24 protein-coding genes and 1 tRNA gene are annotated in these 23,381 nt (G+C 41.1%); 9 read left to right on the top strand and 16 right to left on the bottom strand.

Annotated elements, in window-relative coordinates; translation table 11 throughout:
• Positions 1-131 precede the first annotated feature (131 nt).
• Together dnaN and IPP77_08130 are read left to right on the top strand one after the other, a co-directional pair.
• Positions 132-1,250, top strand: coding sequence for a DNA polymerase III subunit beta (gene dnaN / locus IPP77_08135; protein MBL0309630.1), 1,119 nt, complete (start codon positions 132-134; stop codon positions 1,248-1,250).
• Positions 1,251-1,289: 39 nt separating this feature from the next.
• Positions 1,290-2,687, top strand: coding sequence for a hypothetical protein (locus IPP77_08130; protein MBL0309629.1), 1,398 nt, complete (start codon positions 1,290-1,292; stop codon positions 2,685-2,687).
• Here IPP77_08130 and IPP77_08125 read toward each other — a convergent pair.
• Both IPP77_08125 and IPP77_08120 read right to left on the bottom strand, forming a co-directional pair.
• Positions 2,644-3,309 carry a DUF502 domain-containing protein gene (locus IPP77_08125; GenBank protein ID MBL0309628.1) on the bottom strand — a complete coding sequence of 222 codons (666 nt, stop codon included), beginning with the start codon at positions 3,307-3,309 and terminating at the stop codon, positions 2,644-2,646. The two genes, IPP77_08130 and IPP77_08125, sit on opposite strands and share 44 nt — an antisense overlap.
• Positions 3,310-3,335: 26 nt before the next feature.
• Positions 3,336-4,520 carry an aspartate aminotransferase family protein gene (locus tag IPP77_08120; GenBank protein MBL0309627.1) on the bottom strand — a complete coding sequence of 395 codons (1,185 nt, stop codon included), beginning with the start codon at positions 4,518-4,520 and terminating at the stop codon, positions 3,336-3,338.
• A gap of 35 nt (positions 4,521-4,555) precedes the next feature.
• Here IPP77_08120 and IPP77_08115 point away from each other — a divergent pair, with 35 nt between their 5' ends.
• Positions 4,556-5,746 (top strand): sulfotransferase, encoded by a 1,191-nt coding sequence (locus tag IPP77_08115; protein ID MBL0309626.1) that lies wholly within the window; start codon positions 4,556-4,558, stop codon positions 5,744-5,746.
• Between the two features lie 49 nt (positions 5,747-5,795).
• Positions 5,796-6,770, top strand: a complete 975-nt coding sequence (locus tag IPP77_08110) for a polyprenyl synthetase family protein (protein MBL0309625.1) — start codon at positions 5,796-5,798, stop codon at positions 6,768-6,770.
• 458 nt (positions 6,771-7,228) lie between these two features.
• Here IPP77_08110 and IPP77_08105 read toward each other — a convergent pair whose 3' ends face one another.
• Both IPP77_08105 and IPP77_08100 read right to left on the bottom strand, forming a co-directional pair.
• Positions 7,229-8,497 carry an MFS transporter gene (locus IPP77_08105; protein MBL0309624.1) on the bottom strand — a complete coding sequence of 423 codons (1,269 nt, stop codon included), beginning with the start codon at positions 8,495-8,497 and terminating at the stop codon, positions 7,229-7,231.
• On the bottom strand, positions 8,494-9,300 hold the full coding sequence (locus tag IPP77_08100) for an RNA methyltransferase (GenBank protein ID MBL0309623.1): 807 nt from the start codon (positions 9,298-9,300) through the stop codon (positions 8,494-8,496). The genes IPP77_08105 and IPP77_08100 overlap by 4 nt, the downstream gene beginning before the upstream one ends.
• Before the next feature lie 59 nt (positions 9,301-9,359).
• Here IPP77_08100 and corA point away from each other — a divergent pair, with 59 nt between their 5' ends.
• The 5 genes from corA to IPP77_08075 all read left to right on the top strand — a co-directional run bounded on the left by corA (position 9,360) and on the right by IPP77_08075 (position 12,997).
• The gene (gene corA, locus IPP77_08095; GenBank protein ID MBL0309622.1) at positions 9,360-10,385 is read left to right on the top strand and encodes a magnesium/cobalt transporter CorA; all 1,026 of its coding nucleotides are present in this window, start codon (positions 9,360-9,362) and stop codon (positions 10,383-10,385) included.
• Positions 10,382-10,957 (top strand): nicotinate-nucleotide adenylyltransferase, encoded by a 576-nt coding sequence (locus IPP77_08090; GenBank protein ID MBL0309621.1) that lies wholly within the window; start codon positions 10,382-10,384, stop codon positions 10,955-10,957. Before corA ends, IPP77_08090 begins: the two co-directional genes overlap by 4 nt.
• 493 nt (positions 10,958-11,450) lie before the next feature.
• Positions 11,451-12,230: a L,D-transpeptidase family protein gene (locus IPP77_08085; GenBank protein MBL0309620.1), complete on the top strand. Its 780-nt coding sequence runs from the start codon at positions 11,451-11,453 to the stop codon at positions 12,228-12,230.
• A 34-nt stretch (positions 12,231-12,264) separates the two neighbouring features.
• Positions 12,265-12,909 carry a phosphatidylserine decarboxylase gene (locus IPP77_08080; GenBank protein ID MBL0309619.1) on the top strand — a complete coding sequence of 215 codons (645 nt, stop codon included), beginning with the start codon at positions 12,265-12,267 and terminating at the stop codon, positions 12,907-12,909.
• A gap of 15 nt (positions 12,910-12,924) precedes the next feature.
• A tRNA-Thr gene (locus tag IPP77_08075) sits at positions 12,925-12,997 on the top strand.
• 36 nt (positions 12,998-13,033) lie between these two features.
• On the opposite strand, the gene trxA is transcribed toward IPP77_08075, so the two are convergent.
• From trxA to IPP77_08015, 12 genes are all read right to left on the bottom strand, one after another.
• On the bottom strand, positions 13,034-13,330 hold the full coding sequence (gene trxA / locus IPP77_08070; protein ID MBL0309618.1) for a thioredoxin: 297 nt from the start codon (positions 13,328-13,330) through the stop codon (positions 13,034-13,036).
• A gap of 1 nt (position 13,331) precedes the next feature.
• A complete protein-coding gene (locus tag IPP77_08065; GenBank protein MBL0309617.1) occupies positions 13,332-13,589 on the bottom strand; it encodes a hypothetical protein in 258 nt (85 codons plus the stop codon).
• A gap of 2 nt (positions 13,590-13,591) precedes the next feature.
• Positions 13,592-14,059 carry a DNA starvation/stationary phase protection protein gene (locus tag IPP77_08060; protein ID MBL0309616.1) on the bottom strand — a complete coding sequence of 156 codons (468 nt, stop codon included), beginning with the start codon at positions 14,057-14,059 and terminating at the stop codon, positions 13,592-13,594.
• Positions 14,060-14,078: 19 nt separating this feature from the next.
• A complete protein-coding gene (locus IPP77_08055) occupies positions 14,079-14,393 on the bottom strand; it encodes a rhodanese-like domain-containing protein (protein ID MBL0309615.1) in 315 nt (104 codons plus the stop codon).
• Positions 14,390-14,602 (bottom strand): hypothetical protein, encoded by a 213-nt coding sequence (locus IPP77_08050; GenBank protein ID MBL0309614.1) that lies wholly within the window; start codon positions 14,600-14,602, stop codon positions 14,390-14,392. The genes IPP77_08055 and IPP77_08050 overlap by 4 nt, the downstream gene beginning before the upstream one ends.
• Positions 14,603-14,614: 12 nt before the next feature.
• Complete coding sequence (locus IPP77_08045; GenBank protein ID MBL0309613.1) at positions 14,615-15,070, bottom strand: OsmC family protein; 456 nt, start codon at positions 15,068-15,070, stop codon at positions 14,615-14,617.
• A complete protein-coding gene (locus IPP77_08040) occupies positions 15,067-15,276 on the bottom strand; it encodes a DUF2892 domain-containing protein (protein MBL0309612.1) in 210 nt (69 codons plus the stop codon). The genes IPP77_08045 and IPP77_08040 overlap by 4 nt, the downstream gene beginning before the upstream one ends.
• Positions 15,277-15,351: 75 nt before the next feature.
• Positions 15,352-15,981: a Crp/Fnr family transcriptional regulator gene (locus IPP77_08035; GenBank protein MBL0309611.1), complete on the bottom strand. Its 630-nt coding sequence runs from the start codon at positions 15,979-15,981 to the stop codon at positions 15,352-15,354.
• 114 nt (positions 15,982-16,095) lie between these two features.
• Positions 16,096-17,229: an efflux RND transporter periplasmic adaptor subunit gene (locus IPP77_08030; protein MBL0309610.1), complete on the bottom strand. Its 1,134-nt coding sequence runs from the start codon at positions 17,227-17,229 to the stop codon at positions 16,096-16,098.
• An 11-nt stretch (positions 17,230-17,240) separates the two neighbouring features.
• Positions 17,241-18,509 carry an MFS transporter gene (locus tag IPP77_08025; protein ID MBL0309609.1) on the bottom strand — a complete coding sequence of 423 codons (1,269 nt, stop codon included), beginning with the start codon at positions 18,507-18,509 and terminating at the stop codon, positions 17,241-17,243.
• A gap of 9 nt (positions 18,510-18,518) precedes the next feature.
• A complete protein-coding gene (locus IPP77_08020) occupies positions 18,519-22,877 on the bottom strand; it encodes a CusA/CzcA family heavy metal efflux RND transporter (protein MBL0309608.1) in 4,359 nt (1,452 codons plus the stop codon).
• 110 nt (positions 22,878-22,987) lie between these two features.
• Positions 22,988-23,362: a hypothetical protein gene (locus IPP77_08015; GenBank protein ID MBL0309607.1), complete on the bottom strand. Its 375-nt coding sequence runs from the start codon at positions 23,360-23,362 to the stop codon at positions 22,988-22,990.
• Positions 23,363-23,381: the final 19 nt, after the last annotated feature.

Below are 23,381 nucleotides of genomic sequence, written 5' to 3'. Positions count from 1 at the left end.
TTCGTTTATGTTACCCTCTCGAATCGGAACACGTGACGCATTCTTTCAATTGTATTTATAAACAACACCACCGAAAAACACATCAGGTGAAATTCCTTTGATAATTATATTTGCACAACTAAAAGTAACTCATGAAATTTATCGTTTCCACTACAACCCTACTTAAAAGCCTGCAAACTGTTGGCGGAGTGATTAATTCTAATTCCGTTTTGCCGATTCTGGAGGATTTTTTGTTTGACATCAAAGGCGGAAAGCTTACTGTTTTTGCGACAGACTTGGAAACTTCTATGAGTACAGAGTTGAAGGTGGAAGCCAAGGAAAACGGCCGTATAGCTATCCCTGCAAGGATACTGCTTGATACACTCAAAACCTTGCCAGAGCAGCCCTTGACATTTAAGATAGATGAGAAAACTAAAGGTATTGAAATTACGTCCGAAAACGGCCGATACAAACTGAGCGGTGAGAACGCAGACGATTTCCCCAAGGTGCCACAGCCAGAAGCGGTTACCGAGTTGAACATGTCAGCTTCGGCTTTGAGTCGTGCAGTGAGCGAGACCATTTTCGCTGTTAGTTCCGACGACCTACGTCCGGCCATGACCGGAGTGCTTTTTCAGGTATCACCCGAAGGAATAAATTTTGTTTCTACCGATGCTCACAAATTGGTTAAACTGACTCGCGCAGATATCAAAGCTGCCAAGCCAGATCAATTTATAGTACCCAAAAAAGCTTTGGGCTTACTGAAGGCCGCTCTGCCTTTAAGTGACTCTGGAGTGAATGTGTCTTTCAATAAGTCCAACGCATTTTTTGCATTTGAAAATACTCGTATGACCTGCCGTTTGATAGATGCTAACTATCCGGATTATGGAGCGGTCATTCCTCAAAACAATCCAAACAAACTGAGCATTAGCCGATTGGAATTTTTGAACGCTTTGAGACGAATCTCTATTTACGCTAACAAAACAACCTATCAGGTGGTGTTGTCCATCGCCGGGAGTGAATTGAAGATCTCCTCCCAGGATCTGGATTTCAGCAACGAAGCGAATGAAAGGTTGGCTTGTAGCTATGAAGGAACGGACATGGAAATTGCATTCAATGCCCGTTTCCTTATTGAGATGCTTGGCGTATTGGATTCAAATGAAATTGAAATTGAACTTTCCACACCTACCCGCGCCGGAGTACTTCGCCCGGTCGAGAAAAACGAAAACGAAGATTTATTGATGCTCGTGATGCCGGTGATGATTAATTCCTAATCGTCCTTCCCTGCCATTGGGGAAGTTTATGTCCGTGATATGAAGAAGTATCTGCTCCTTTTCTATTCACTATTTTTTACTCTTGGTTCACTCGTTGCTCAAAAAGGCTTGGTTGCGACCGCCACCGATTTTATTGTACGCGAGGACTACCTTGCAGCTAATCTTTATCTGGATTCTTTATTGCGCGCTGATTCTACGAATGTAGATGCACTTATGATGAAGGGTAATGTATGTCTGAACCAAGCGTTAGGTAAGTTACCCAATATCAAGACCATAGCTAAACCCGACGAATCTATTTTTACAAGTGGTATTGGCACAATAGCAGAGGAGGTCAAAATTATCCCGACTAAATCAGTAATCGAAATAGAACGATGGTGGAAAAAATGTCTTCAACTAGATAAGCAACGAGTAGATATTCATCAGGGGCTTTGCACTGTCTATGCTATGGCGCTGATGAAAGTTGAATTGGAGAATCAAATAGCCGAATTGCTTAAAATAAAAAAGGATGAAACCGGCGAACAAGCTTACCAACTGGCAGAGTATGCGCGAAAATTTAAGGAGCGAGGTCGTTTTGACGAGGCGATAGAAATATATGAGTTTATCGCCCGTCAGTTTCCCGATCTGGCAGGGATTCGTTGTGATATTGGATCCGAGTTTTTTTATGATGGCCGCATGAATGATGCGCTGCGCTATTTAGATTCGGCTATGTCCAAGAAAAGTGTGGACGAGTCCTCCTATTTAAATGCTGCATTCATCTATAGCGAATTGGGCTATTTCGATCAGGCGCTTAAATGTTTTTCTGATTATTCTAAGTATTATAATGCCCAGATGGATTTGTTTTACAAAGGCTTGATGATGTTCAGCAATCAAAATATAAAATACTCTGACACACTGAATCGATTCATCTCGAGCATTGACTCCAATGCCTATTATCCTGAATATCTTTTAGCAACTCGTTTGTTATCCTACAAGGAATTTACGATGGCAAACTATCAGCAGATAATTAAAGCAGAGACTCCTGAGTGGTATCTGCCGTTGATTTACCAAAGGACGATGCGCCAATACCCCGACAGTTGCCAACCGTTTATTGATTATGGGATTTTCCAAAGCCGAATAAAAAATTATCAGGCGGCGGTGCAGTTTTTGGAGGAAGGCGAAAATTGCAACATAGAAGCAGCAGAGAAAGAGTATTGGATGATCTGTTATGCCTATACACTTTATCAAATAGAGGCTAATGAAAAATCCTTATTGTATTTTAAACAGTTAACCTTATCAAAGAATGATTTCTATCAGCAGGCCTCAAAATATTTTATGGCTCGGTTGCTTATTAAGCAGGGGCAAGTTAAATCTGCTAAATCTCTACTAGAAGAAATAGTTAGCGCTGCTCAAAAAACTAAATACCAGGCTCTCGCTGAACGGTTGTTGGCGGGATTATGATAGCTTCCTCTTCTTCCTCTTCAAGTTTGGTCACTCCTCCACTTACAATAAACTTCATTATGTCTGTAGTGCCCACATCGTGCAACACTTGAACCTGATCCTGATTAACGATGTACATAATGCCTGAGAGGTTATAAGAAAGCGGGGTATAGATGGCCACCTTATCCTTGATATTCAAATCACTTAAATCTTCCTGGGTGATAAATCCAAGCTTAAAAACACCGCTGCCTTTTCCTAATTCAAACATCACCGGCTTGTTAAACTTTTTCTTGTTACTGATAAAAGCACCAAAAAAATCTTTTAGCGACGAATAAATATCCTTCACCAAAGGAGTCTTTTCTAAAAGAAAATCTATAAGATGTAGTAGCGGCTGCACAATGACTAGCGAGCCTATGAATCCGATGGAAGTAATGAACAAGAAAATAGTTACCAATCCCAAGCCGGGAAAGCGAGAATGAAAAATATTTTCAAATAAGTCGTTAACTCGAGAATCAAAAAAATTGAAGAAATAGAACAGCGCATATAGCGTTACAAAAGTAGGCGCAATCAATAGCAGCCCCTGAAGGAAGTAAGCTACAATTTTCCCGAATCCTGATTTAAAGAAATTCTTGGTTTTGCCCATGGGGTGTGTTAGTGGCTATAAAAATATCAATTTGCTTCAAGGGCTTGGAGAATAATTTTACAGGCCGTCCTGATTTCATCTTCTGATATAATCAACGGGGGCGCGATACGCATGCAATGCGGGGCGAACAAAAACCAATCGGTCAAAAGGCCGAGTTCTATACTCTGATCAATGATTCTTTTATTCTGCTCAAAACTATCGAATTCCAAAGCCATCAATAAGCCGATTCTTCTTTTTGATTTTATTCGGGGATGATTCAATAATTGGTCAAACAATTTTCCCTTTTCTTCCACCTTAGAAACAAGGTTTTCTTTTAGTAAAACCTCCAACGCTGCAAGCCCTGCTGCGCAGCAAACCGGATGACCGCCGAAAGTGGTGATATGCCCCAAAGCCGGATTTTCGGAAAGTGACTTCATCATTTCTTTAGCCGCTATAAATGCACCCAGCGGCATCCCTCCTCCCAATGATTTGGCGAGCAGAAGAATGTCGGGAACAATACCATAGTGCTCAAAAGCAAATAACGTTCCGGTTCTACCTAAGCCAGTCTGAGCTTCATCCAGAATGAGTAATGCTCCGGTGTCATTACAAACCGTCCGTAGTTTTTTAATAAAACTATCAGATGGAATGGTCACTCCCGATTCTGCCTGAATAGGTTCCAGTATAACGGCGGCCGTATATTGATCAATCGCATCTAAGCCCTGCTCGTTTCCATATTCCAGTTGCAAGATATCCGGCAAAAGGGGCCTGAACTTTCTTTTAAAGCTTTCGTCTCCCATCACGCTCAGTGCGCCTTGCGTACTACCGTGGTAAGAACTCTTAAATGAAACAAATTTCGTTTTGCCCGTAAATCTCTTGGCAAGTTTCATGGCTCCTTCTGTGGCTTCGGCACCGGAATTGGTGAAGTACACATTGTTGAGCGAGGCGGGCAGCAACTCAATCAAACGATGAGCATATCTCACCTGCGGACTTTGCACAAACTCACCATACACCATCAGGTGCATATACTTTTCGACCTGCTCCTTTACTGCTTCTACTACCTTGGGATGTGAATGTCCCAGATTACTGACTGAAATTCCGGCGATCAGATCTATATATTTTTTGCCATCTACTCCATATAGGTATATACCCTTCGCGCGCTCGATTTCCAACATTAATGGAGCCACGCTGGTTTGAGCAATAGAGTTTAAGAAAATTTGGCGGCTGGATAACATGTTGTGATGTTAAAGAAAATAACTTTGGCAATTATGTGTCAAACATATTCATTTACATCTGGCCTTGGAAGATGAAATATTTCAAGGCCTCGTTCTATTTTGTCCGATATGATATTCTCGGCAAAATTATCCGAGAAACATACCGGCAATTCAAATGGAAAATATGGCTGCTTTCCATTCTCTTTATTTTTCTTTTCTTCCTGAGTCAAGTTTTGCACCTGATATTCAGGATTTGCGATGAGCTCTTTTATCGAGACTTCAAAAAGATAAAAATTAAAGAACCGGTATTTATCATCGCCAATCCTCGCAGCGGCACTACTTACCTACATCGCCTGGTCAGCTTAGATGAAGATAGGTTTACCTACACCCACTTTCTCTATACCTTCCAAATGACCACTTCCTTTGTTCGTTTCACAGCCATTTTTAGATGGATTGATGCTCGCTCTGGCAACATAATCAGAAAAGTCATTAACCAAATAGACAAGGCATTATGGGGAGGATGGAACGACATACATTCCATGCGTTTTGACAAGGCAGAAGAAGATGAACAAGTTTTTGCTCAAGCGCTGATGAGCCCCGGCGTTTTTATTCCCTTTCCATACCTGCATCTGATTCACGGCAATAAATTTCTTGACCGCGAACCCATAGAGATAAGAAACTCCGTCATGGATTTTTACGAAAGCAGCGTGCAGCGATTTGTTTTTGCCACCGGGCCCAATAAAACATATTTGGCGAAAAATGTGATGAGTACCGGCAGATTCAAATCACTGCTTCAAAGATTTCCTGATGCTCGTTTCATCTATATCTCCAGGCATCCGTATCAGGCATTACCTTCTTTTGTCAGTATGTGCAGTTCTATGTATCGCTGGCATTCTCCAGAAATTTCGGATAACTCTCCTGCAAAAAAAGCCTGGGCGCAACTGGGAATTGATTTCTATAAATATTCGAGAGAGATGAAGACCACGATTCCGGATAATCAATTTGTAGAGTTGAAATATGATGATCTCTTGCGCGACCCTAAGGGAGAAGTATTAAAAATTTATCAGCACTTCGGCTGGACAGCTTCGGAGAAGTTCCTTGAAAAACTAGAGGCTGAAAAATTAAGCAATCGAAATTACCACAGTAGCCATGAATATTCCTTAGAGCAGTTTGGTCTTCAAAAAGAATTGATCTATCAGGAGCTTGCCGAAACGATGGACGAGTTAGGCTTTAGCAAGGATTGCTGAATCCCGGTGTATCCGCAATAAATATGTCCGAAAGTTTACTTTAGCGGCAATGGAATTGCACCTGAACGACATCCGGAAACCTATCGCGAAAGAGTTGGATGAGTTTGAAATTCGTTTCCGGGAATCTATGCGTAGCAAAGCCCCTTTGCTCGACCGAATTACGCACTATATTGTTACCAGAAAAGGCAAACAGATGCGCCCCATGTTTGTTTTTCTTGCTGCCAAAGTATGTGGGGACATCAATGAGGCCACCTATACGGCTGCTTCGCTCGTAGAGATACTTCACACAGCCACGCTGGTACATGATGATGTGGTGGATGATTCGTACAAACGACGGGGCTTCTTTTCAATCAATGCTCTATGGAAAAATAAGATAGCCGTTTTGGTGGGTGACTATCTGCTGGCCAAAGGGCTGCTCCTCTCTATAGAAAATAACCAGTACCGGTTGCTTCAAATTCTTTCCAACACTATTCGCGAAATGAGTGAAGGAGAATTGCTTCAATTAGAAAAAGCGCGGCGGCTGGACATCAACGAGGATATTTATTTTGAAATCATCCGACAAAAAACAGCTTCGCTCATTGCCTCCGCTTGCACCTGTGGCGCGGTTACAACCACCACAGATGAAGCCATGATTAGCCGGATGAAATTGCTCGGCGAAAAAATCGGCATGGCTTTTCAGATTAAAGATGACCTCTTTGATTATGAAGAAGCCGAAATTGGAAAGCCGCGTGGTATTGACATCAAGGAACGAAAAATGACCTTGCCACTCATTTATACCTTAAACAAAGTGGACTGGATTACTAAACGAAAGATGATTAACATCGTGAAGAACGACAATCAAAACACTGAAAAGGTGCGCTGGATTCTAAATCTGGTGCGCAGCGAAGGCGGTATGGACTATGCCACCATAAAGATGAATGCCTATCGGAAAGAAGCTGTAGAAATTCTAATGGAGATTCCCGATTCCGAAGCACGCAAATCCATCGGTGAGTTAATAGAGTTTACCATCAACCGAAAGATATAGCCCGAAGAATACAGCCTTTGTCCTGCCAACTTGACAGCAAATCAGACAATTCGGCTTTGTTGGAAGACAAAAACGGCTTTTTACCAAAGTAGAGCACATCGTCAGCGAATCAGTACACATTGCGAGCGAAGCTGTACACATTTAGACAAGATGTGTGCTGCTTTAGGCAAGATGTGTTGTGATTCTGTGAAGATGTGTGCAGCTTTAGACAGAATGTGTTGTGATCTTGTGAAGATCTGCACACTTCTAGACAAAAGCTGCTGTGATTAGCACTAAATGTGTGCTGCTTCGCTCAAGAAGTGTGCAGGATAGCTGAGGACTTGCTTTTTTGGACTTATTACTAATTCATACCCAAGATTCATAGGAAAAGCGAGAACGGCTTCTGGTAATAGATCATAACTAAATTAATACGGATCTGAGATATGCTCTTTCTTATGGCACCCTATCCTAACAGATTTCTACATCTTTAGCTTTCTCATCTTAGGCGAAAGAAGAAAAACCACCACCACCACGAGCAAAGTCATACTACCGCCAAAAATTACGGAGGGCACTGTACCCATCAACTTTGCCGCTAAGCCACTTTCAAAAGCTCCTATTTCATTTGAAGAGGAAATAAACATTTGATTCACAGCACCAACTCTTCCACGCATGTTATCCGGTGTCATCACCTGAAGAATTGTTCCGCGAATCACCACCGAAACACTATCAAACAAACCGGTGAGAAATAATAAAGAAATTGAAAGGTAGAAATCGCGTGAAAAAGCAAAGCCGATAATCGCCAGACCGAAACAAGCTACCGAGATGAACAAGTTTCTTCCGGCATTTTGTACCGGTGGATAATGAGCTAGAAATAAGCCCATTATCACGGAGCCGAAGAATGGTGCCGCTCGCAACAATCCTAATCCCTCGGGGCCTACATGAAGAATGTCGCTGGCAAAAACCGGAAGCAGGGCAATGGCGCCACCAAACAACACCGCGAATAAATCTAGCGAGATAGCAGCTAGCATTTCCTCTTTATGAAATACAAAACGAATGCCCGCTTTCAAAGATTCTAAGATGGCTTCCACTTTCTCCTTCGGCGGATTTTCGCGCACCCGCAACCGGTTGAAGGCAAATAAAGACAACAGAAGAATCGTTAGGGCAAGAGAAAAAACAGCTATTTCACCCACATCAGAATTGAACTTACTTTCCAGCATTCCATATAACAAACCACCAAAAGCTGGCCCGGTAACGGCTGCGGTCTGCCAGATGTTACTGTTCCATGTGGCACCATTAGCATATAAATTTCTTGGAAGTATCTGTGGCATGATGGCCTGCATACAAGGTGCCATAAATGCCCGAGCGATTCCGGATAGACCAAGAAGGATATAAACAGGATAAATTCCCTCCGTATGCAGTAAGCCCGCGTCATCCTTCAGCAAAAAGGCAATACCCATGAAACAAAGAAAAAGGACAAACATGGCCCGCTTCACAATCCGGTATCGGTTAAAAGTATCTGCCGCATGGCCGGAATAAAAAGAGGTAAGAATAAATGGTAGGGCCTCACTCAAACCAATCAAGCCTAACGCTAACTTATCGTGTGTGATTTCATAAACCTTCCAGCCTAAAATGGTTTCTGCCATCTGTATCGCAAATGTCAAGGCAAAGCGCGCTACCTGAAGGTTCCTATAGTCGGCAATGCGCAGCACCGCATAGGGGTCGCTCTTGCTTTGCTTTTCGATATTCATTCTGCTCTTTGTCTTAAGGCTTCATAGAGCAGTACCGCTGCACTCACGCTAACATTGAGCGAGTCCACCCGGCCCTTCATAGGAATTTTAATCCGGTGATTGGCCGTCTGTATCCATTCATCGCTCAAGCCGTGTGCCTCAGAGCCTACTACAATCGCTGTCGGCTTTTTGAAGTCTGCTTGAAAATGTGGCTTGGTTGCATTCAATTCGGCAGCAAATATTTGGATACCATTTGTGTTTAGAAAATCAATGGCCTCTTTGGTTTCGCAAATAACAATTTGATTAGTAAACACGGTGCCGATACTTGAACGGATAGTGTTAGGATTGTACAAATCGGTTTTGGAATCGCAGATGATCACTGCATCCACTCCACTTGCATCTGCTGTACGCAGCATCGCACCAAGATTTCCTGGTTTTTCGGCTGCTTCAATCACCAAAATAAAAGGTACAGCAGAAAGCCTCATATCTTTTACATGGTGCGTTTGTGGTATTGCTATCGCAATAATTCCTTCGGTGGTTTCTCTATATGCCAATGAGTGATAGACTTCGGTAGAAAGATAGATGGGTTTTCGCTCACCTCCTTTTTGAAAAATATCTTCAATAGAATATTCCGGATCTATCTTTAACAGCTCCTCACAAATAAAAATGGCCTCCAATTGATATCCCGCCCTATGCGCCAATACAATCTCTCTCGCACCCTCTATAACGAAACGATTCTGCTCTTTTCGCTCAGAAGATTTCGTCAAAAGTTTTTTGATCTCTTTAATGCGTGGATTTTGAAGGCTACTAATTTTTTCTGGCATAGAGAGGAGATTCCTGCCCGGCAAATCTATCTTTATTCTTATTTTGCATTCATTGAATAATGATGGAAAACAGTTCCAGTAGAATTTCTTATTACCATTATAATGCTCAGGAATACACTTTCTTCGAAAATGTATCTCCGGAAGAGTGTAGTTCTTTAGTCCAACACAGTCATGTGAACTGGTACAATGTGGTGGGGATCAGCGATAGGGTGTTTATGCAGCGCGTAGCAGACACTTTTAAAATTCACCCGTTGGTACTCGACGATATTACGAATCCGAATCAGCGAGCCAAGATTGAAGAATATGACGACATGCTCTATATAGTTTTGCGCATGTTCTTTCTCAAAGAGGGTAAAATTGATGATCAGCAAATTAGTTTTGTGTTGCACGATAATGCGCTGCTCACCTTTCGAGAAGTAGAAACCGGTTTATTTAAAAAATCTGTAGGAGAGAAAATTGCCCTCGGCAGCGGCAATTTACGGAAGAACGGCGAGGACTATCTTCTTTATACTTTACTCGATGTAATTATTGACAACTACTATTTAGTCCTCGCACAAATTGGTGAAGAAATAGAGGTGTTGGACCTGGAAATACTCAGCAGTCCTAAAGATAACCACTTGGCACTGTTACAAGGCCTAAAGGGGAATGTGTTATACATCCGTAAAAATATTCTTCCGGTGCGCGACTTGATAAACAACCTGATTCGATTTGAAATTTCCTATTTTGATACGGCCAACAAATATTACCTGCGCGACCTGCAAGACCACATGCAGCGAAACGTGGATGAAATTGATTTTCAGCGTGACCAGCTAGCCTCTCTGATGGATTTGTATTATTCCTTGCAAACACACAAAATGAACAACGTGATGAAAACCCTGACCGGTGTTTCGTTCGTTTTGCTGCCCCTTACTTTTTTAGCCAGCTTGTATGGCATGAACTTTATAAACATTCCACACGCCAACGATCCTTATGGTTTCTATGAAGTAGTAGCAGCAATGCTAATTATTGCAATCGGCCTCACCCTGTTTGCCTTCCGCCGAGACTGGTTGTCTACAAAGGATTTTAGCAATCGGGACCGATCATGAAAATCGGTCTGTTTTTTGGTTCCTTCAATCCGGTTCATATTGGTCATCTGATTATTGCGAATTATATCTGCGAAATCACCGAATTAAAGAAGGTGTGGTTTGTGGTATCTCCTCAAAACCCATTGAAAGAGAAAGGTTCCTTACTGAAAGAATATGACCGCCTTCATTTGATCAATCTCGCCATAGAAGACAATAATAACCTAAAGGCTAGTGACATTGAGTTTAGCCTCCCAAAGCCGTCTTATACCATTGACACTCTGGTACACCTAAAAGAAAAATATCCGCAGCATCAATTTTCGTTAATCATGGGAAGTGACAATCTAACCACGCTTCACAAATGGAAAAATTATGAACTCTTGCTACAACAAAATGAGTTCTTCGTTTATCGCCGTCGGGGCTTTGATGAAAATCCTTTTCCAAATCAATCTAATATTCACTTTCTAGACTTCCCATTTTTAGACATTTCAGCCACCTTTATCAGAGAAAACATCAAGAACGGGGTGTCAATGCAGTTTTTTCTTCCCGATAAGGTCTGGGAATATATTGATAGCTCTAATCTCTATCGCAAATAAAATGTTTGTTCACAAATGCCTTGTTGATTACCCTAAAAACCTGTGGGTAAATCACAGGTAAGTTTATTTGAAAAGGAAGCGGGCTTTACATCCTCTCTGTTCCAAAAACTCAGGTGCTTAACTTCTCCGAAATACACAACACTATCCACATTTGTTTCTGTTTTACTTATCCCATTTTGGTTTCCACTGGCTAATCAACAGGCTGTGTATAACCTGTGAATTTCAATGCTATGAAGAACTCCACAATAACACTCCCTGTTGGTAAGGTGTGTTTTTTAAACATTGGGCATTTTCAAATCTTTGAAATAATTAGTTATCCCGTTTCCCACGCCCCTAATAATAAGCCTCTTATTTTTTAATTAAACTACTTATTATAATACAAGGTGTGGATTGTTAATGTTTGCTTCAAAAAATAACCATCCCATATTATTTTACGTATAATTATATTGGAATTGTATCACAGTAAAGGAAGTGGTATTTTCGTTTAAGAATTATGAAACCGGTTAATCTTTTTATACTCATACTAGTTTTCTCTTTTGGGTCTGCGTTTTCACCCGGAAAGCAGAGCTTTGAGGATGTTCAAAAAACATATAGCCGGGTTTATCAAGCCTATAAGGAAAAAGAGCAGTTGATAAACGAGCGATGCGAAAAGTTTGGGATTCCACCGGAGCGCTTCGGCAATATGTACATCCGGGTTTTTAAGGAAGAACGAGAGATGGAGGTATGGTTACAGAGACCGGATAAAAAATTTGTACTGTTCAATCAGTTTAGAATGTATGGCAATTCGGGTACACTTGGCCCCAAGCGGGAGGAGGGTGACCGACAAATACCGGAGGGTTGCTATCATGTCAGCAACTTTAATCCTTTTAGCAATTACCACTTATCGTTGGGTATCAATTATCCAAATGAATCAGATCGAATGTTGAGTACGGCCGCACGTAGAGGAGGAAGTATTTTTATTCATGGAAGTGATGTGAGTATTGGCTGTATCGCTATGAGCGACGATTATATTGAAGACATCTATATTGTTGCTGTTAAAGCACGCAATCAGGGACAAACAAAAATTCCAGTACATATATTTCCATTCAAACCTACAGCGGAGAATATGGATAGACACCGTGGTCGCGATGAATATAAAGTATATCATGACCTCTGGACAAACTTGGCACAGGGCTATCAGTTCTTTGAGAAGAATAATCGCTTACCAGAAATATCAGTGAACAGCAAGGGATATTATGAGTTTGCTGACCCGGAGCTTGCCGAGATGAAATAGTTGCTTGCTCCCCCCATTCTTTTAGTTTTGGACCATGAAAGTTTTTTTAAGGATTCTTCTTTGGCTCAATATTATCCTCTTGTTTTTGGTGGCTTATTATCGCTTTTGGTTCTTACGCCAGCCGGAAAGAAATGTGCCCAACGATGAACATATATTTGTTAGCCCTGCCAACGGAACGGTCGTTTCAATAAATCCCTGGAATCGTGAATCATTAACGGTAACAAAAGAGCAGTTCGGCGCTATCAACGTGTGGACAGAAGATGTGGATACTGCAGGCACGATGGTTTCTATCCAATTAAATGTAGCGAATGTCCATTATCAGCGTGCGCCCTCTAGCGGCAAACTATTGTCTGAAAAATATGTTACCGGCAGCTTCAACAATGCGGTGAGCATGAGCAATGAATATGGTATCCGTTTTGAGAACGAGCACAATGAACTGTTGTTTGAAACGATGTCCGGGAAAAGATATAAGGTGATTCAGATTGCGGGCTTTCTGGCACGCAGAATAGAGGATTATGTGACCCCACAGCAGTTAGTCCGGCAAGGTGAGGTGATTGGACTCATCAAACTTGGAAGTCAGGTGACCCTGATTTTACCACATAATGTAAAGGTGGCGGTAAAGAAAGGCGATACAGTTGTGGATGGAGAAACAGCGTTAGGATTGATTACCGACTATTAAAGATTGATTTTATAAGCCGATGTAGCTCAGTTGGTAGAGTAGCGCATTCGTAATGCGTTGGTCGCGGGTTCGAGTCCCACCATCGGCTCTTTATTAGTACCGGTGCCCCTTCGTGGGAGCAGCATTAAATATGTTGTCTGATTATTTGCTCTAATTGATTAGCCGGAACAACGCCGGACTGCCGCCACTTTACCTCTCCATTCTTGAAGAGTATCAAAGTTGGTACTCCTTGAATCTGATAAGTGCTCGCGGCCTGCGGGCTTTTGTCCACATCTACCTTAATAATGGTAGCCTGATCGCCAATTTTAGATTTAAGTTCTGCTAAAATAGGTTTCATCATCTTACAAGGCCCACACCATTCGGCAGAAAAATCTACCAACACCGGCTTGTCTGAATGAATTAGCTCTGAAAAGGTGGACATTTTAGTCCTTGGTTGATTCAACAAAATCTATGGCTTCACTGCTAGCTGATTTCTTTTGATGGAAATCGGTTCGCTGACTACGGACGTCGCACTGCCCAGCGGCGCAGCCAAAGGAAAAAATACCCATAGCAGCAAAATAGCCACCCACTACTAATCCAAACCACTGTTGCTCCATGACGGAATAAATGATCAACAAAAGCCCCATGAGTACGTAAATCACTCGCGTGAGATTCCAACCATTTAATATACGGTCTTTCATTTTTATTTGTTGAGATATGAAGAATACATCCATACCAATTTTTCCTGTTCCCGAATGTAATCACTCATCAAAGCGTTAGTGCCCTCGTCATTTGCCGCTTGCGAAATGTCAAGCAACTCTCTTTGCTTAATCAATATAACCTTGAAGGCATCCAGAATGCTTTTCATAGCGGGTTCGGGTTGTGAAATATTCTTGAGACTTTTTATTGAGGATGTTTTTAGGTAGTCGTCAAAGGTGTGAAGCGGCTTGGCATCTAGGGTTAAGATGCGCTCAGCAACTTCATCTAATTTTAGCAAGAGGTTGTTATATAGCTCTTCAAACTTTAGATGCAGTTCAAAAAACTTTTCGCCTTTAATGTTCCAATGCAAACCTCTTGTATTTTGGTAGAACATCATATAGTCGGCCAACAGACTATTCAACTTCGCTGCTAGTTGTGTCGCTTTTGTTTTGTCAATTCCGATTGTGTTCATTTTATCAAGATTTAATTTGTTAACCGATTTTATTTTTCAAACTTACCCAACCGCCGCCATTATGCACGTCGGAATATCCATTTGACCGAAGCATGGATTTGGCCTGGGCGCTACGCATGCCGGATGCGCAACAGGTAATGACCGGCTTATCTTTGTTGATTTTGGCATATTGACCAGCAAGCTTGTCCAACGGAATGTTGACCGAACCCTTCAGGTGCCCTTGTTGGTATTCAGCCTTTGTCCGCACATCAATGATTTGCGCCCCGCGTTGTACCAGTTCTTTAAGATCCACCTGAGGACCTAAGCCGAAAATGTTTTTTAGTTGCTCTATCATGTTATTTTATTTTGTTTGGTTTCCGCTTTTTTAAATCCAGTGAATAACAATCCACCCATCATAGCGCCATACAAGATACTGTTGAGGGGTTTTGATGTGATGATACAAGTGCCAGAGGCACAACCAACGAAGTGATAATAAAGATAGCCACCTAGCCCACCAATCAAAACGCCTGCCAACAGTAATTTGTATTCAAAAAGTAGTTTCATCATGTAACTCAATTAAAGTGCTACAGACTCTTTTTTATTATTGAAAATTTGCACACTGTTATAATTTATTTCCCAAGTGACTGGAAGAATTTTTTTAAGCATGTGACTTACCCCACAATATTTCTCCTGTGAATCTGTCACGGCAGTAAAGGCGGCCTGTTTATTTTCTTCCGGTCCTTTAAAATCATATACCACGTGGATGGCTGTATATTCTATAGGTGCTCGCTTGCTTATTTCACCACTCACTACAATATTCAAATCATCTACGGGCTTTTCGGCTTTGCGTAGCAGGGCAACCACATCCATGCCGGTGCAACCTGAAAGAGCAGACAACATAAACGGCTTAGGAATTGGCCCGCGATCTTCACCCCCGGCACGCTCCGGTCCATCCATGACAACGGTATGACCGTTTATTAAGGTATTAAATTGCATTTTACCCATCCATTGGGTTTCGATTTTATGACTCATGGCTTTTTGTTTTTATTGGTAGAAATTCCGAGTGCAAAATAAATCGGACAAAAATTAATAAAACTGGTGGCTAATAAAACGACCGCTACCACAGCCAGTATGAGCGCTAAAGTACCGCTAATTTGATTGGTGAAATAGAGCACAGCAATACCCGCTGCCAAGAGGATTCTGATGATTTTGTCTGCGACTCCGATATTCTTTGTCATGGCTCGTGATTTTATGGTGGACTAAAACTGCGATGCAAAGATGGGGCAAGCAAGGTTGCTATACAGTGACTTTAGTCACAAATTTGGTAGAAGTTTAATTTGATTCCTATAGAGCAGCAGCTTCTGATCATTTTCCAGCTTTTTTAATAAGCGCGATATCACCTCGCGGGAGGTTGCCATTTCGACGGCGATTTGTTCATGCGAAAGGTTTAGTAAGGTAGAACCACTTGTTTTCGACTTTTCCTTTAGATAATAAACTAAACGTTCATCGAGTTTTTGAAAGGCAATCTGGTCAATAGTTTTCAGCAGCTCATTGAAACGGGTATGAATAGTTTTCATAACGAAACTTGTCCAAGTAGGATATTTCACCAGCCACTCATCCATGCCAGCCACAGGAATAGAAAGCAGCTCAACCTCATTGTCTGCCACTGCCTTTATGTCGCTCGCATATTGCTGCATACAGCAAGTAAAGGTCATGGCACAACTCTCTCCCGGGTTCACATAATAGAGCAGTAATTCACGACCATTTTCATCTACTCTGGATATTTTAAGTGTACCGGAAAGTACTATGGGCATGGCCCGGATAGTCTGTCCGCTGGCTATAATACTTTCCCCTTCTTTTAAGGAAACCAGTTGTGCTCGTCGGTCCAATTCCTCAAGTAGTTCGGGCTCAAAAATATGGCCGAGGCGATTAGCAATATTCATCAATCAAAAGTAAAAATAATGCGGAGGGGTGGCGCGTAGAGGATAACGGCAAGTTTAGGTGCTACTCTGTTTATAGTATAGTGGCTTGTAGTGACCGTATATTGCAAAGTCCTTTTATTTTCCCTCTGTATTTTTCATTTTCATCAAGAGAGTGTAGGCGCCCTTGATAACAAAAACGTTCTTGCTGATATCGACACTATCTGGGAAAGAAATTTGAGTGTAACCATTTTCGGTGTTTTGGGTGCTTACCTCCTGCATACGATATTGGTGATTTTTAATTTGTGTGAATACATACTGATTCCCCTCAAAGCGGACTAAGCCTTCATTTGGAATGACAAAAGCATTATGAGTAGCAACTTCTATTTCAGCATTCATATACATTCCGGGTATTAGCGATTGGTCGTATTGTTCAAAGTGGCAATGTACAGTAACAGCTCGTTCAAGCGACAAACTCTTTCCAATCAGAATGATTTTGCACTCATATTTCTTGCTGGGTTGATTGTTGGTGTAAGCGATGATTTTTTGTCCTATAAATAGCTTGTCCAAATCTTTCTCAAAGACGGTTAATGCTAAATGAATGTCCGTCGGATTTACTAATTCAAACAAGATATCCGTCGGTGAAACATATTTTCCGATATTTATTTTCACGGATGAAACAAAGCCCTCAATGGGAGAAGGAATATTTATACTTCTAGAGATATTATTTTCGTTGAGTTGCTCGGGATTTATGTTGATTAAAACTAGTTTTTCGGATAAGGACTTTATCAGTACTTTTTGTGAAACATAGTCTGCTTGTGCATTTTCAAAAACTTTGTCGCTGCCGGCTTTGCTTTGGTTTAAATCTTTTTGCCGCAGAAACTCCTTTTCAATAGAGGTGAAATGTGCTTTTGCCGTGAGATAATCTTGTTGCAGTTGAATATATTGCTGATCCTCCATCGTAGCGATAATTTCTCCTTTGCGGATATGCATACCTTCTAACAGTTTTGTTGCTTTTAGGTACCCGCCCATTGGCACACTAATCGAAACCATATTTTGTGGAGGCACATCAATCAACCCACTGACTTTTAGTAAGGAGGAAATATCTTGCTGTTGAAGGACCCCTATTTGTATTTCCGAGTTTTTGAGTTGTGCGTCGGTCAACTCAACAGAATTTTCCATGAGTGTTTCTACACTTTCTGTTTTGGTCGGTTTACCTCCGCAAGATGTGAGAACTGCAAATGCTATGAATAGGATGATATATTTTGTCATGATTAATGTTTTTAATTGTTGATTATTGAGTTTTGATTTAAAGAATTGAATGAAGGTTTGAAAATTATAATGGCTGTTACACCGCAAACAACTGTCAGCAGTCCACCAAATAAGAAATCAGAATTTGGAAAAGCAGTTCCTAAAAATCCTGCAATTGGATATACGATTGCCCACCATAAATGGGAAAATGCAAAGTGAGAGCCATATACTTTTCCTTGGTCTGCTGATGCGATGTTTTCGGCAATTAAAGTTTCGGAAGGCATTTCAGCCAAGCTTTGTCCTAAACCGGCAACAAGCCACAAAACAATCATTACTGCGTAAGGCACATAGTTAGTGATATAAATAGTGATGCCTAAAAGGAAAGCACCGCTTATCAATGAAATACTTCTTGTTTTTGATTTATCTAAACTGCCTGCAAGAAATGCTGCTATTGCAGCTCCGAATCCGAATGCAGCCATTACCCAACCATAATATCTATCAGTTAAGTGTAAATCATTTTTTACATGGCTGATGGTATTTACTAAAATCATTGCACCTGCAATGGCTGAAACAAATTCAATGCTTAGAGCAAACCGTAAATTTTTGTTTCCGAATAATAGTCGTATTCCCTTAATGACATTGCCCCAAGTATTATGTTCTTGTCTTGCTTCGTCAGAAACACCATTTTGAAGTTCTTGTTTTGGAATTGATAAAATGAACACGGCAGCAATGACAAAAGAAGCGGCATCTACAAAAAATATTTCTCTTGCACCTAACCACACTGCTACTATTCCTGCTGATGCAGGACCCAATATTCCTAAAAGTTGGTAAGTGGCGGTTGATAGGCCTACTGCTTCACGATAATATTTTCCTTCAATTACCTGCGGAATAATGGCACGATATGTTGGTGTGAAAAAAGCATTGAAAACATTGAGCAAAAACACCAACACATAAATTTGCCATTCTTCTGTAATAAACGGAAGGCAACAAATGATTGCCATGCGAATAAAATGTGTGATTAATAATATTTTCTTTCGGTCAACTTTATCGGCTAACACACCTGCAAATGGGGAGAAAATAATAAAGGCAGCAACCCTTAATGTAAGTGCTGTTGCAAGGATAACGGCAGAGTGCTTTTTGTCTAACTGGTAAGCCAACAATGCCAAACCAACCCATGTAAAAGCATCGCCCATTAAACTGATGGTTTGTCCCCAATACAATTTAGCAAATACTTTATTCTTTAATGCCTGAAAGGGTTCAAGAATAGTTTGCAAACCCTTGGTCGTCTTAACATCTATCATGATCGAAATTTATTTAGAAGTTAAGAAACTGAGTTGAATGATTGTTTGATTTAGTTCGTTGACTGCATCGGTGTAGTTACTTTGAATGTTGATTGCATTGTTGGTCAGCATTGTCCACTCCAGATAATTGATGTCACCATTTACAAATTGTTGGTCTGCTGTCCGGCTAATAGTATTTGCATTTTGTAGGGCAGTGTCTTCAAAATAGTTGACGACGGCTAATTGCGTTTCAAATTTCTTGTAAGCCATTTCATATTCGGCTTTCAATGTTTGTAGCCCCGACTGAAAATTATTTTCACTAATCAGTTCCAATGTTTTCGCGGCACTTATTTTTGCCTTTTGTGATCCAAAGAACAACGGGATACCAAGACCAAACTGCACGGAATTAAACCGGGTTGATCTGGTGTATAGCAGATTATCAGCTCCGGTTCCTTGAATACTCATATTACTATATGCTAAATGCAAGTCGGGAAGGAGTTTTGATCGTTGCAGCTGAGTATTTGTATGCGAAATGGTTTTCTCTTGTTGTAAGATTTGTATGGTTGGATGCCCGCTTACCGAAGAAGTGTCATGGCTTGCAGTAAAAAGTAGTTTCAGCGGTTCCTCTATGGGTATGAAAACGGTTGGGGTGTTGAGCAACAATTGAAATTTGATTTGTAAAATTTCATTCTCCTGCTCTAATTGCTTCAGTTGAATATAAATTTGCCCCCTTTGTGTTTCGGCGGCTGTTTTTTCCAAGATATTGCTTTCGCCTTTGGTGAAACGGAGTGATGCTTTTTCTAAAAATGAAGTATAGATACTGTCACTCTTTAGTAAAATGTTTTTCTTTTCCTTCAAGTAATTTAGCTGATAAAAAACTTCGCTTACTCGCCGTCTCAGTTCTGCATCCTTTACTGATAGGCTGAGGGTGCTCAGTTTGTAGTTTTCATTTTGTAGCGATTTTTGTTTCGCATAGACAACTGGAAAGCTGATGGATTGAGCGATTCCAAACTTGGTGTCTTTGTAGAAGGAATTTATTTGACCATATTCTCCAGTAAGATTAGTTTGTGGAATGTCAATGGCCGCAGCCTTTAATTTCTTTTGATATTCAACATTTAGCTTTTCATTTTTTACCGAGAGATTATTTTTGATTGCGGTGTCAATTGCACTTGGTAGGCTGATGGGTGTTTGTGCATTTGCATTTTGAAATGAAGAGAAATACAAGAGAAGGATGGCTGTTCCTGTAATGCTTGCTTTCTTATTTGTTGTGGGCCAGGAAATCTTTTCAAACAAAATATAGAGTATAGGGAGGACAAAAAGGGTTAAGAATGTCGCAATCAGTAAACCTCCGATTACAACGGTTGCCAATGGTCGCTGTACTTCTGCGCCTGCACCGTTGCTGAGTGCCATAGGTAAAAATCCAAGTGAAGCAACAAGAGCGGTCATCAATACAGGCCGCAAGCGAAGCTTTGTTCCCTGCAAGACTATTTGCTTGGTGTCCGTTTCTCCACTACTTTTTATTCGGTTGAATTCAGCAATAAGGACAATTCCATTTAGTACCGCTACACCAAAAAGTGCAATAAAGCCAACACCGGCACTGATGCTAAATGGCATTCCTCTTAAAGCTAAAAAGAAAATTCCTCCAATAGCAGAAAGTGGAATGGCCGAATAGATAAGCAAGCCGTGTTTGATAGAATTGAAAGCAAAAAGTAATAGAAGAAGAATTAGCAACAATGAAAGTGGAACGGCGAAACTGAGGCGCTTTTTCGCCGCAATTAAATTTTCAAAGGCTCCTCCGTATGTAATGTAGTAGCCTGACGGTAGTTTTATTTGTTTTTCGATTTGGACTTTTAAATCTTTTACGATGTTCTGAACATCTCTGCCATGAACATTAAATCCGACAATGATTCTTCGCTTAGCATCATCTCTTTGGATTTGATTGATACTTTCTTGAATAGAGATGTCCGCTACTTGATACAATGGAATTTGTGTTCCCTGTGAAGTGGGAATGAGCAGGTTTCGAACATCTTCTAGATTCTGTCGCTGTGGCCCTGCTAGGCGAACTACCAATTCAAAGCGCTTTTCATCTTCAAAGATTAGTCCACTGCTTTGTCCTGCAAAGGAGGTGTTGACCACTTTATTGAGGTCTTGAATGTTCAGACCGTATTGAGCTATTGCGTTGCGATTGAATCTAATGATGAGTTGTGGAAGTCCGTCTATCGGTTCAACATAAATATTTTCGGCGCCATCTATTTTGGCTGCCACTTCCCCTAACAGTTTTGAATATTTGGAGAGCGTATCTAAATTCTCTCCAAAGATTTTGCACACCACATCTTGTTTCGCTCCGGTCATCAGTTCATTAAACCGCATAGCAACGGGATATTGAAAACCGTAGGTTACTCCAGGTACATCTTTCAGGGCAGCACTCATTTTGTCGGCAAGCTCATCCCAACTTTTAGCCGAGGTCCATTCACTTTTATCTTTAAGGATAATCATCATATCCGAAGCTTCCATAGGCATGGGATCTGTAGGAATTTCACCGCTGCCCGTTTTACCGACTATCTTTTCAATCTCAGGAAATTTATTTTTTAAGATGTGTGCTGATTTCATGATTGCCTCTGAGGAGGTGGTGATGTTACTACCCGTTAATACTCTGGTTTCAACTGCAAAATCTCCTTCCGGTAATTCGGGAATAAATTCTCCACCCATTTGTGAGAAAATATAAATGGCAAAGGCAAATAGGACGACTGTAATCCCAATAACAGTTTTAGGAAAGTTCAGCACTTTTATCAAATATTTTTGGTAGAAGGTTTCAATGAACTGCATCATTCTGTCCGATAAATTTTTCTTGTGAGAAATATTTTTACTCAGAAATAGCGCACTCATCATAGGGATGTATGTCAGTGAAAGAAGAAAGGCACCGAGCAAAGCAAAGGCAACGGTCTGCGCCATGGGTTTAAACATTTTGCCTTCTATTCCTTGAAGGGCGAATATTGGCAAGTAAACAATCAGGATGATTATCTGTCCGAATACAGCACTATTCATCATCCTGCTTGCAGAGTGCTGTACATTGTTGTCCATATCGTTTTGATTGATTCGGGCCGTACTGTTAAATGTTTTGTTGTGTGTCAGACCGTGCATCACTGCTTCTACGATAATGACGGCACCGTCCACAATCAAGCCGAAATCTAAAGCACCTAGACTCATCAGGTTTCCACTTACTCCAAATAGATTCATTAGAATCACCGCAAACAGCATAGACAAGGGAATGACCGAGGCGACTAAAATTCCAGCCCGAAAGTTTCCTAGAAATAGTACCAGCACGAAGACTACAATCAGTGCGCCTTCCATTAAATTTTTAGAAATGGTGCTGATTGCGTTATTCACCATTTTTGTTCTATCAAGAAATGGCTCCAGCTCCACTCCTTCAGGCAAGGTTTTTTGTATTTGCTTGATTTTTTCTTTTACGTCTTTGATGACTTTGCTGCTGTTGGCACCTTTCAACATCATCACCACCGCACCGGCCACTTCACCCTCATCATTGTAGGTCATGGCTCCATAACGGGTGGCGTGTCCAATGTGTACTTCGGCTACATCATTTATAAGAAGAGGTGTTCCATTATTGGTATTTTTCACCACAATGTTTTTGATGTCCTCTATGTTTCCAATTAATCCTTCTGTGCGGATGTAAAGAACCGTGTATGTCTTTTCAATATAGGCGCCGCCTGTGTTTTCATTGTTTTTCTCCAAAGCAGTGAACACATCGTTAATGGTGAGGTTGTATGATTTCAGTTTATTGGGGTCAATGGCAATTTCGTATTGCTTCACCCTGCCACCAAAGCTGCTTACGTCGGCGACTCCTTTAACTCCAATCAATTGCCGACGTACAATCCAATCTTGAATGGTTCTTAATTCTGTTGGACCATATTTTGTTTCGTAACCGGGTTTGGGCTTTAGAACATATTGATAAATTTCTCCCAAGCCGGTAGTAACAGGCGCAAGTTCCGGCGAGCCGATACCCTTAGGAATTTGTTGTTCTGCCGATTTTAATCGTTCAGTTACTTGTTGTCGAGCCCAGTATATATCCACGTCATCATCAAAAACAATGGTGATGAGCGATAAGCCAAACCTCGAGAAGCTTCTGATTTCTTTCAAGCCTGGAATGTTGCTGTTGGCTTGTTCAATGGGGAAGGTTATAAGCCTTTCTACATCAGGAGTACCTAAAGAGGGGGTAACGGTAATGACCTGCACCTGATTGTTGGTGATGTCGGGCACGGCATCAATGGGCAGTTGAAATAGCTGGTACCCTCCGTAACTAATGAGAACAAAAATGAAGAGGCCAATGATGGGCTTGTTCTTTATAGAGAACGAAATTATTTTATTGAGCATGATTACTTAGTTAATGAAACGAAAGCACTAATGGCAGGGATCCACTATGTATTGATGCTGCGGACTTTCCGTAGCATGGTCTCACCCGAATGCTAATCTGGGTGAATGCACTAACTAAACTGAGGAGGTTGCCAGACCTTGTTGAAAATAGAAGACGAATAAATTACCTCTTTGTAAATGGAGATAATTTTTTCCGAACCATCATTCAGGCGGCAAAGGGAAAGGTTGTTCTGATTATTAAAGGCTAAGGTAGTATGAGTGGTACCACAACCGGTGGTCTTGAACGGTAGATTCTGGTGGTCGTGGTGGTGGTTATCGGAATGGGTTTGATTGTTGTTGTAATGTTCGTAAAGGAATTCGGTAAAGGTTGAGTGATGATCCTCTAGGTAATGATGAAATAAAACAGGCAACTTTAACAACTGATAAAGTTCAGTGTTGGCACACAGAAAAACAAACAGACACGATATCGCGAGAATCCTCTTCAACGACGCAAAGATACGAATT

This window comes from Bacteroidota bacterium (assembly GCA_016722375.1).
Taxonomy (GTDB): domain Bacteria; phylum Bacteroidota; class Bacteroidia; order Chitinophagales; family LD1; genus Bog-950.
Note: the sequence above shows the minus strand (reverse complement) of the source record. Positions and strands in the feature narration are given on the sequence as shown.

Coding starts and splice junctions, on each gene's coding strand:
- corA (MBL0309622.1), top strand. CDS start 9,360: ATGATGGAAAACAGTTCCAGTAGAATTTCTTATTACCATTATAATGCT.
- IPP77_08055 (MBL0309615.1), bottom strand. CDS start 14,393: ATGATAGAGCAACTAAAAAACATTTTCGGCTTAGGTCCTCAGGTGGAT.
- IPP77_08080 (MBL0309619.1), top strand. CDS start 12,265: ATGAAAGTTTTTTTAAGGATTCTTCTTTGGCTCAATATTATCCTCTTG.
- IPP77_08120 (MBL0309627.1), bottom strand. CDS start 4,520: ATGTTATCCAGCCGCCAAATTTTCTTAAACTCTATTGCTCAAACCAGC.
- trxA (MBL0309618.1), bottom strand. CDS start 13,330: ATGTCCACCTTTTCAGAGCTAATTCATTCAGACAAGCCGGTGTTGGTA.
- IPP77_08060 (MBL0309616.1), bottom strand. CDS start 14,059: ATGAACACAATCGGAATTGACAAAACAAAAGCGACACAACTAGCAGCG.
- IPP77_08110 (MBL0309625.1), top strand. CDS start 5,796: ATGGAATTGCACCTGAACGACATCCGGAAACCTATCGCGAAAGAGTTG.
- IPP77_08040 (MBL0309612.1), bottom strand. CDS start 15,276: ATGACAAAGAATATCGGAGTCGCAGACAAAATCATCAGAATCCTCTTG.
- IPP77_08045 (MBL0309613.1), bottom strand. CDS start 15,070: ATGAGTCATAAAATCGAAACCCAATGGATGGGTAAAATGCAATTTAAT.
- IPP77_08030 (MBL0309610.1), bottom strand. CDS start 17,229: ATGACAAAATATATCATCCTATTCATAGCATTTGCAGTTCTCACATCT.
- IPP77_08090 (MBL0309621.1), top strand. CDS start 10,382: ATGAAAATCGGTCTGTTTTTTGGTTCCTTCAATCCGGTTCATATTGGT.
- IPP77_08085 (MBL0309620.1), top strand. CDS start 11,451: ATGAAACCGGTTAATCTTTTTATACTCATACTAGTTTTCTCTTTTGGG.
- IPP77_08130 (MBL0309629.1), top strand. CDS start 1,290: ATGAAGAAGTATCTGCTCCTTTTCTATTCACTATTTTTTACTCTTGGT.
- IPP77_08050 (MBL0309614.1), bottom strand. CDS start 14,602: ATGAAACTACTTTTTGAATACAAATTACTGTTGGCAGGCGTTTTGATT.
- IPP77_08100 (MBL0309623.1), bottom strand. CDS start 9,300: ATGCCAGAAAAAATTAGTAGCCTTCAAAATCCACGCATTAAAGAGATC.
- IPP77_08065 (MBL0309617.1), bottom strand. CDS start 13,589: ATGAAAGACCGTATATTAAATGGTTGGAATCTCACGCGAGTGATTTAC.
- IPP77_08020 (MBL0309608.1), bottom strand. CDS start 22,877: ATGCTCAATAAAATAATTTCGTTCTCTATAAAGAACAAGCCCATCATT.
- IPP77_08105 (MBL0309624.1), bottom strand. CDS start 8,497: ATGAATATCGAAAAGCAAAGCAAGAGCGACCCCTATGCGGTGCTGCGC.
- IPP77_08025 (MBL0309609.1), bottom strand. CDS start 18,509: ATGATAGATGTTAAGACGACCAAGGGTTTGCAAACTATTCTTGAACCC.
- IPP77_08125 (MBL0309628.1), bottom strand. CDS start 3,309: ATGGGCAAAACCAAGAATTTCTTTAAATCAGGATTCGGGAAAATTGTA.
- IPP77_08035 (MBL0309611.1), bottom strand. CDS start 15,981: ATGAATATTGCTAATCGCCTCGGCCATATTTTTGAGCCCGAACTACTT.
- dnaN (MBL0309630.1), top strand. CDS start 132: ATGAAATTTATCGTTTCCACTACAACCCTACTTAAAAGCCTGCAAACT.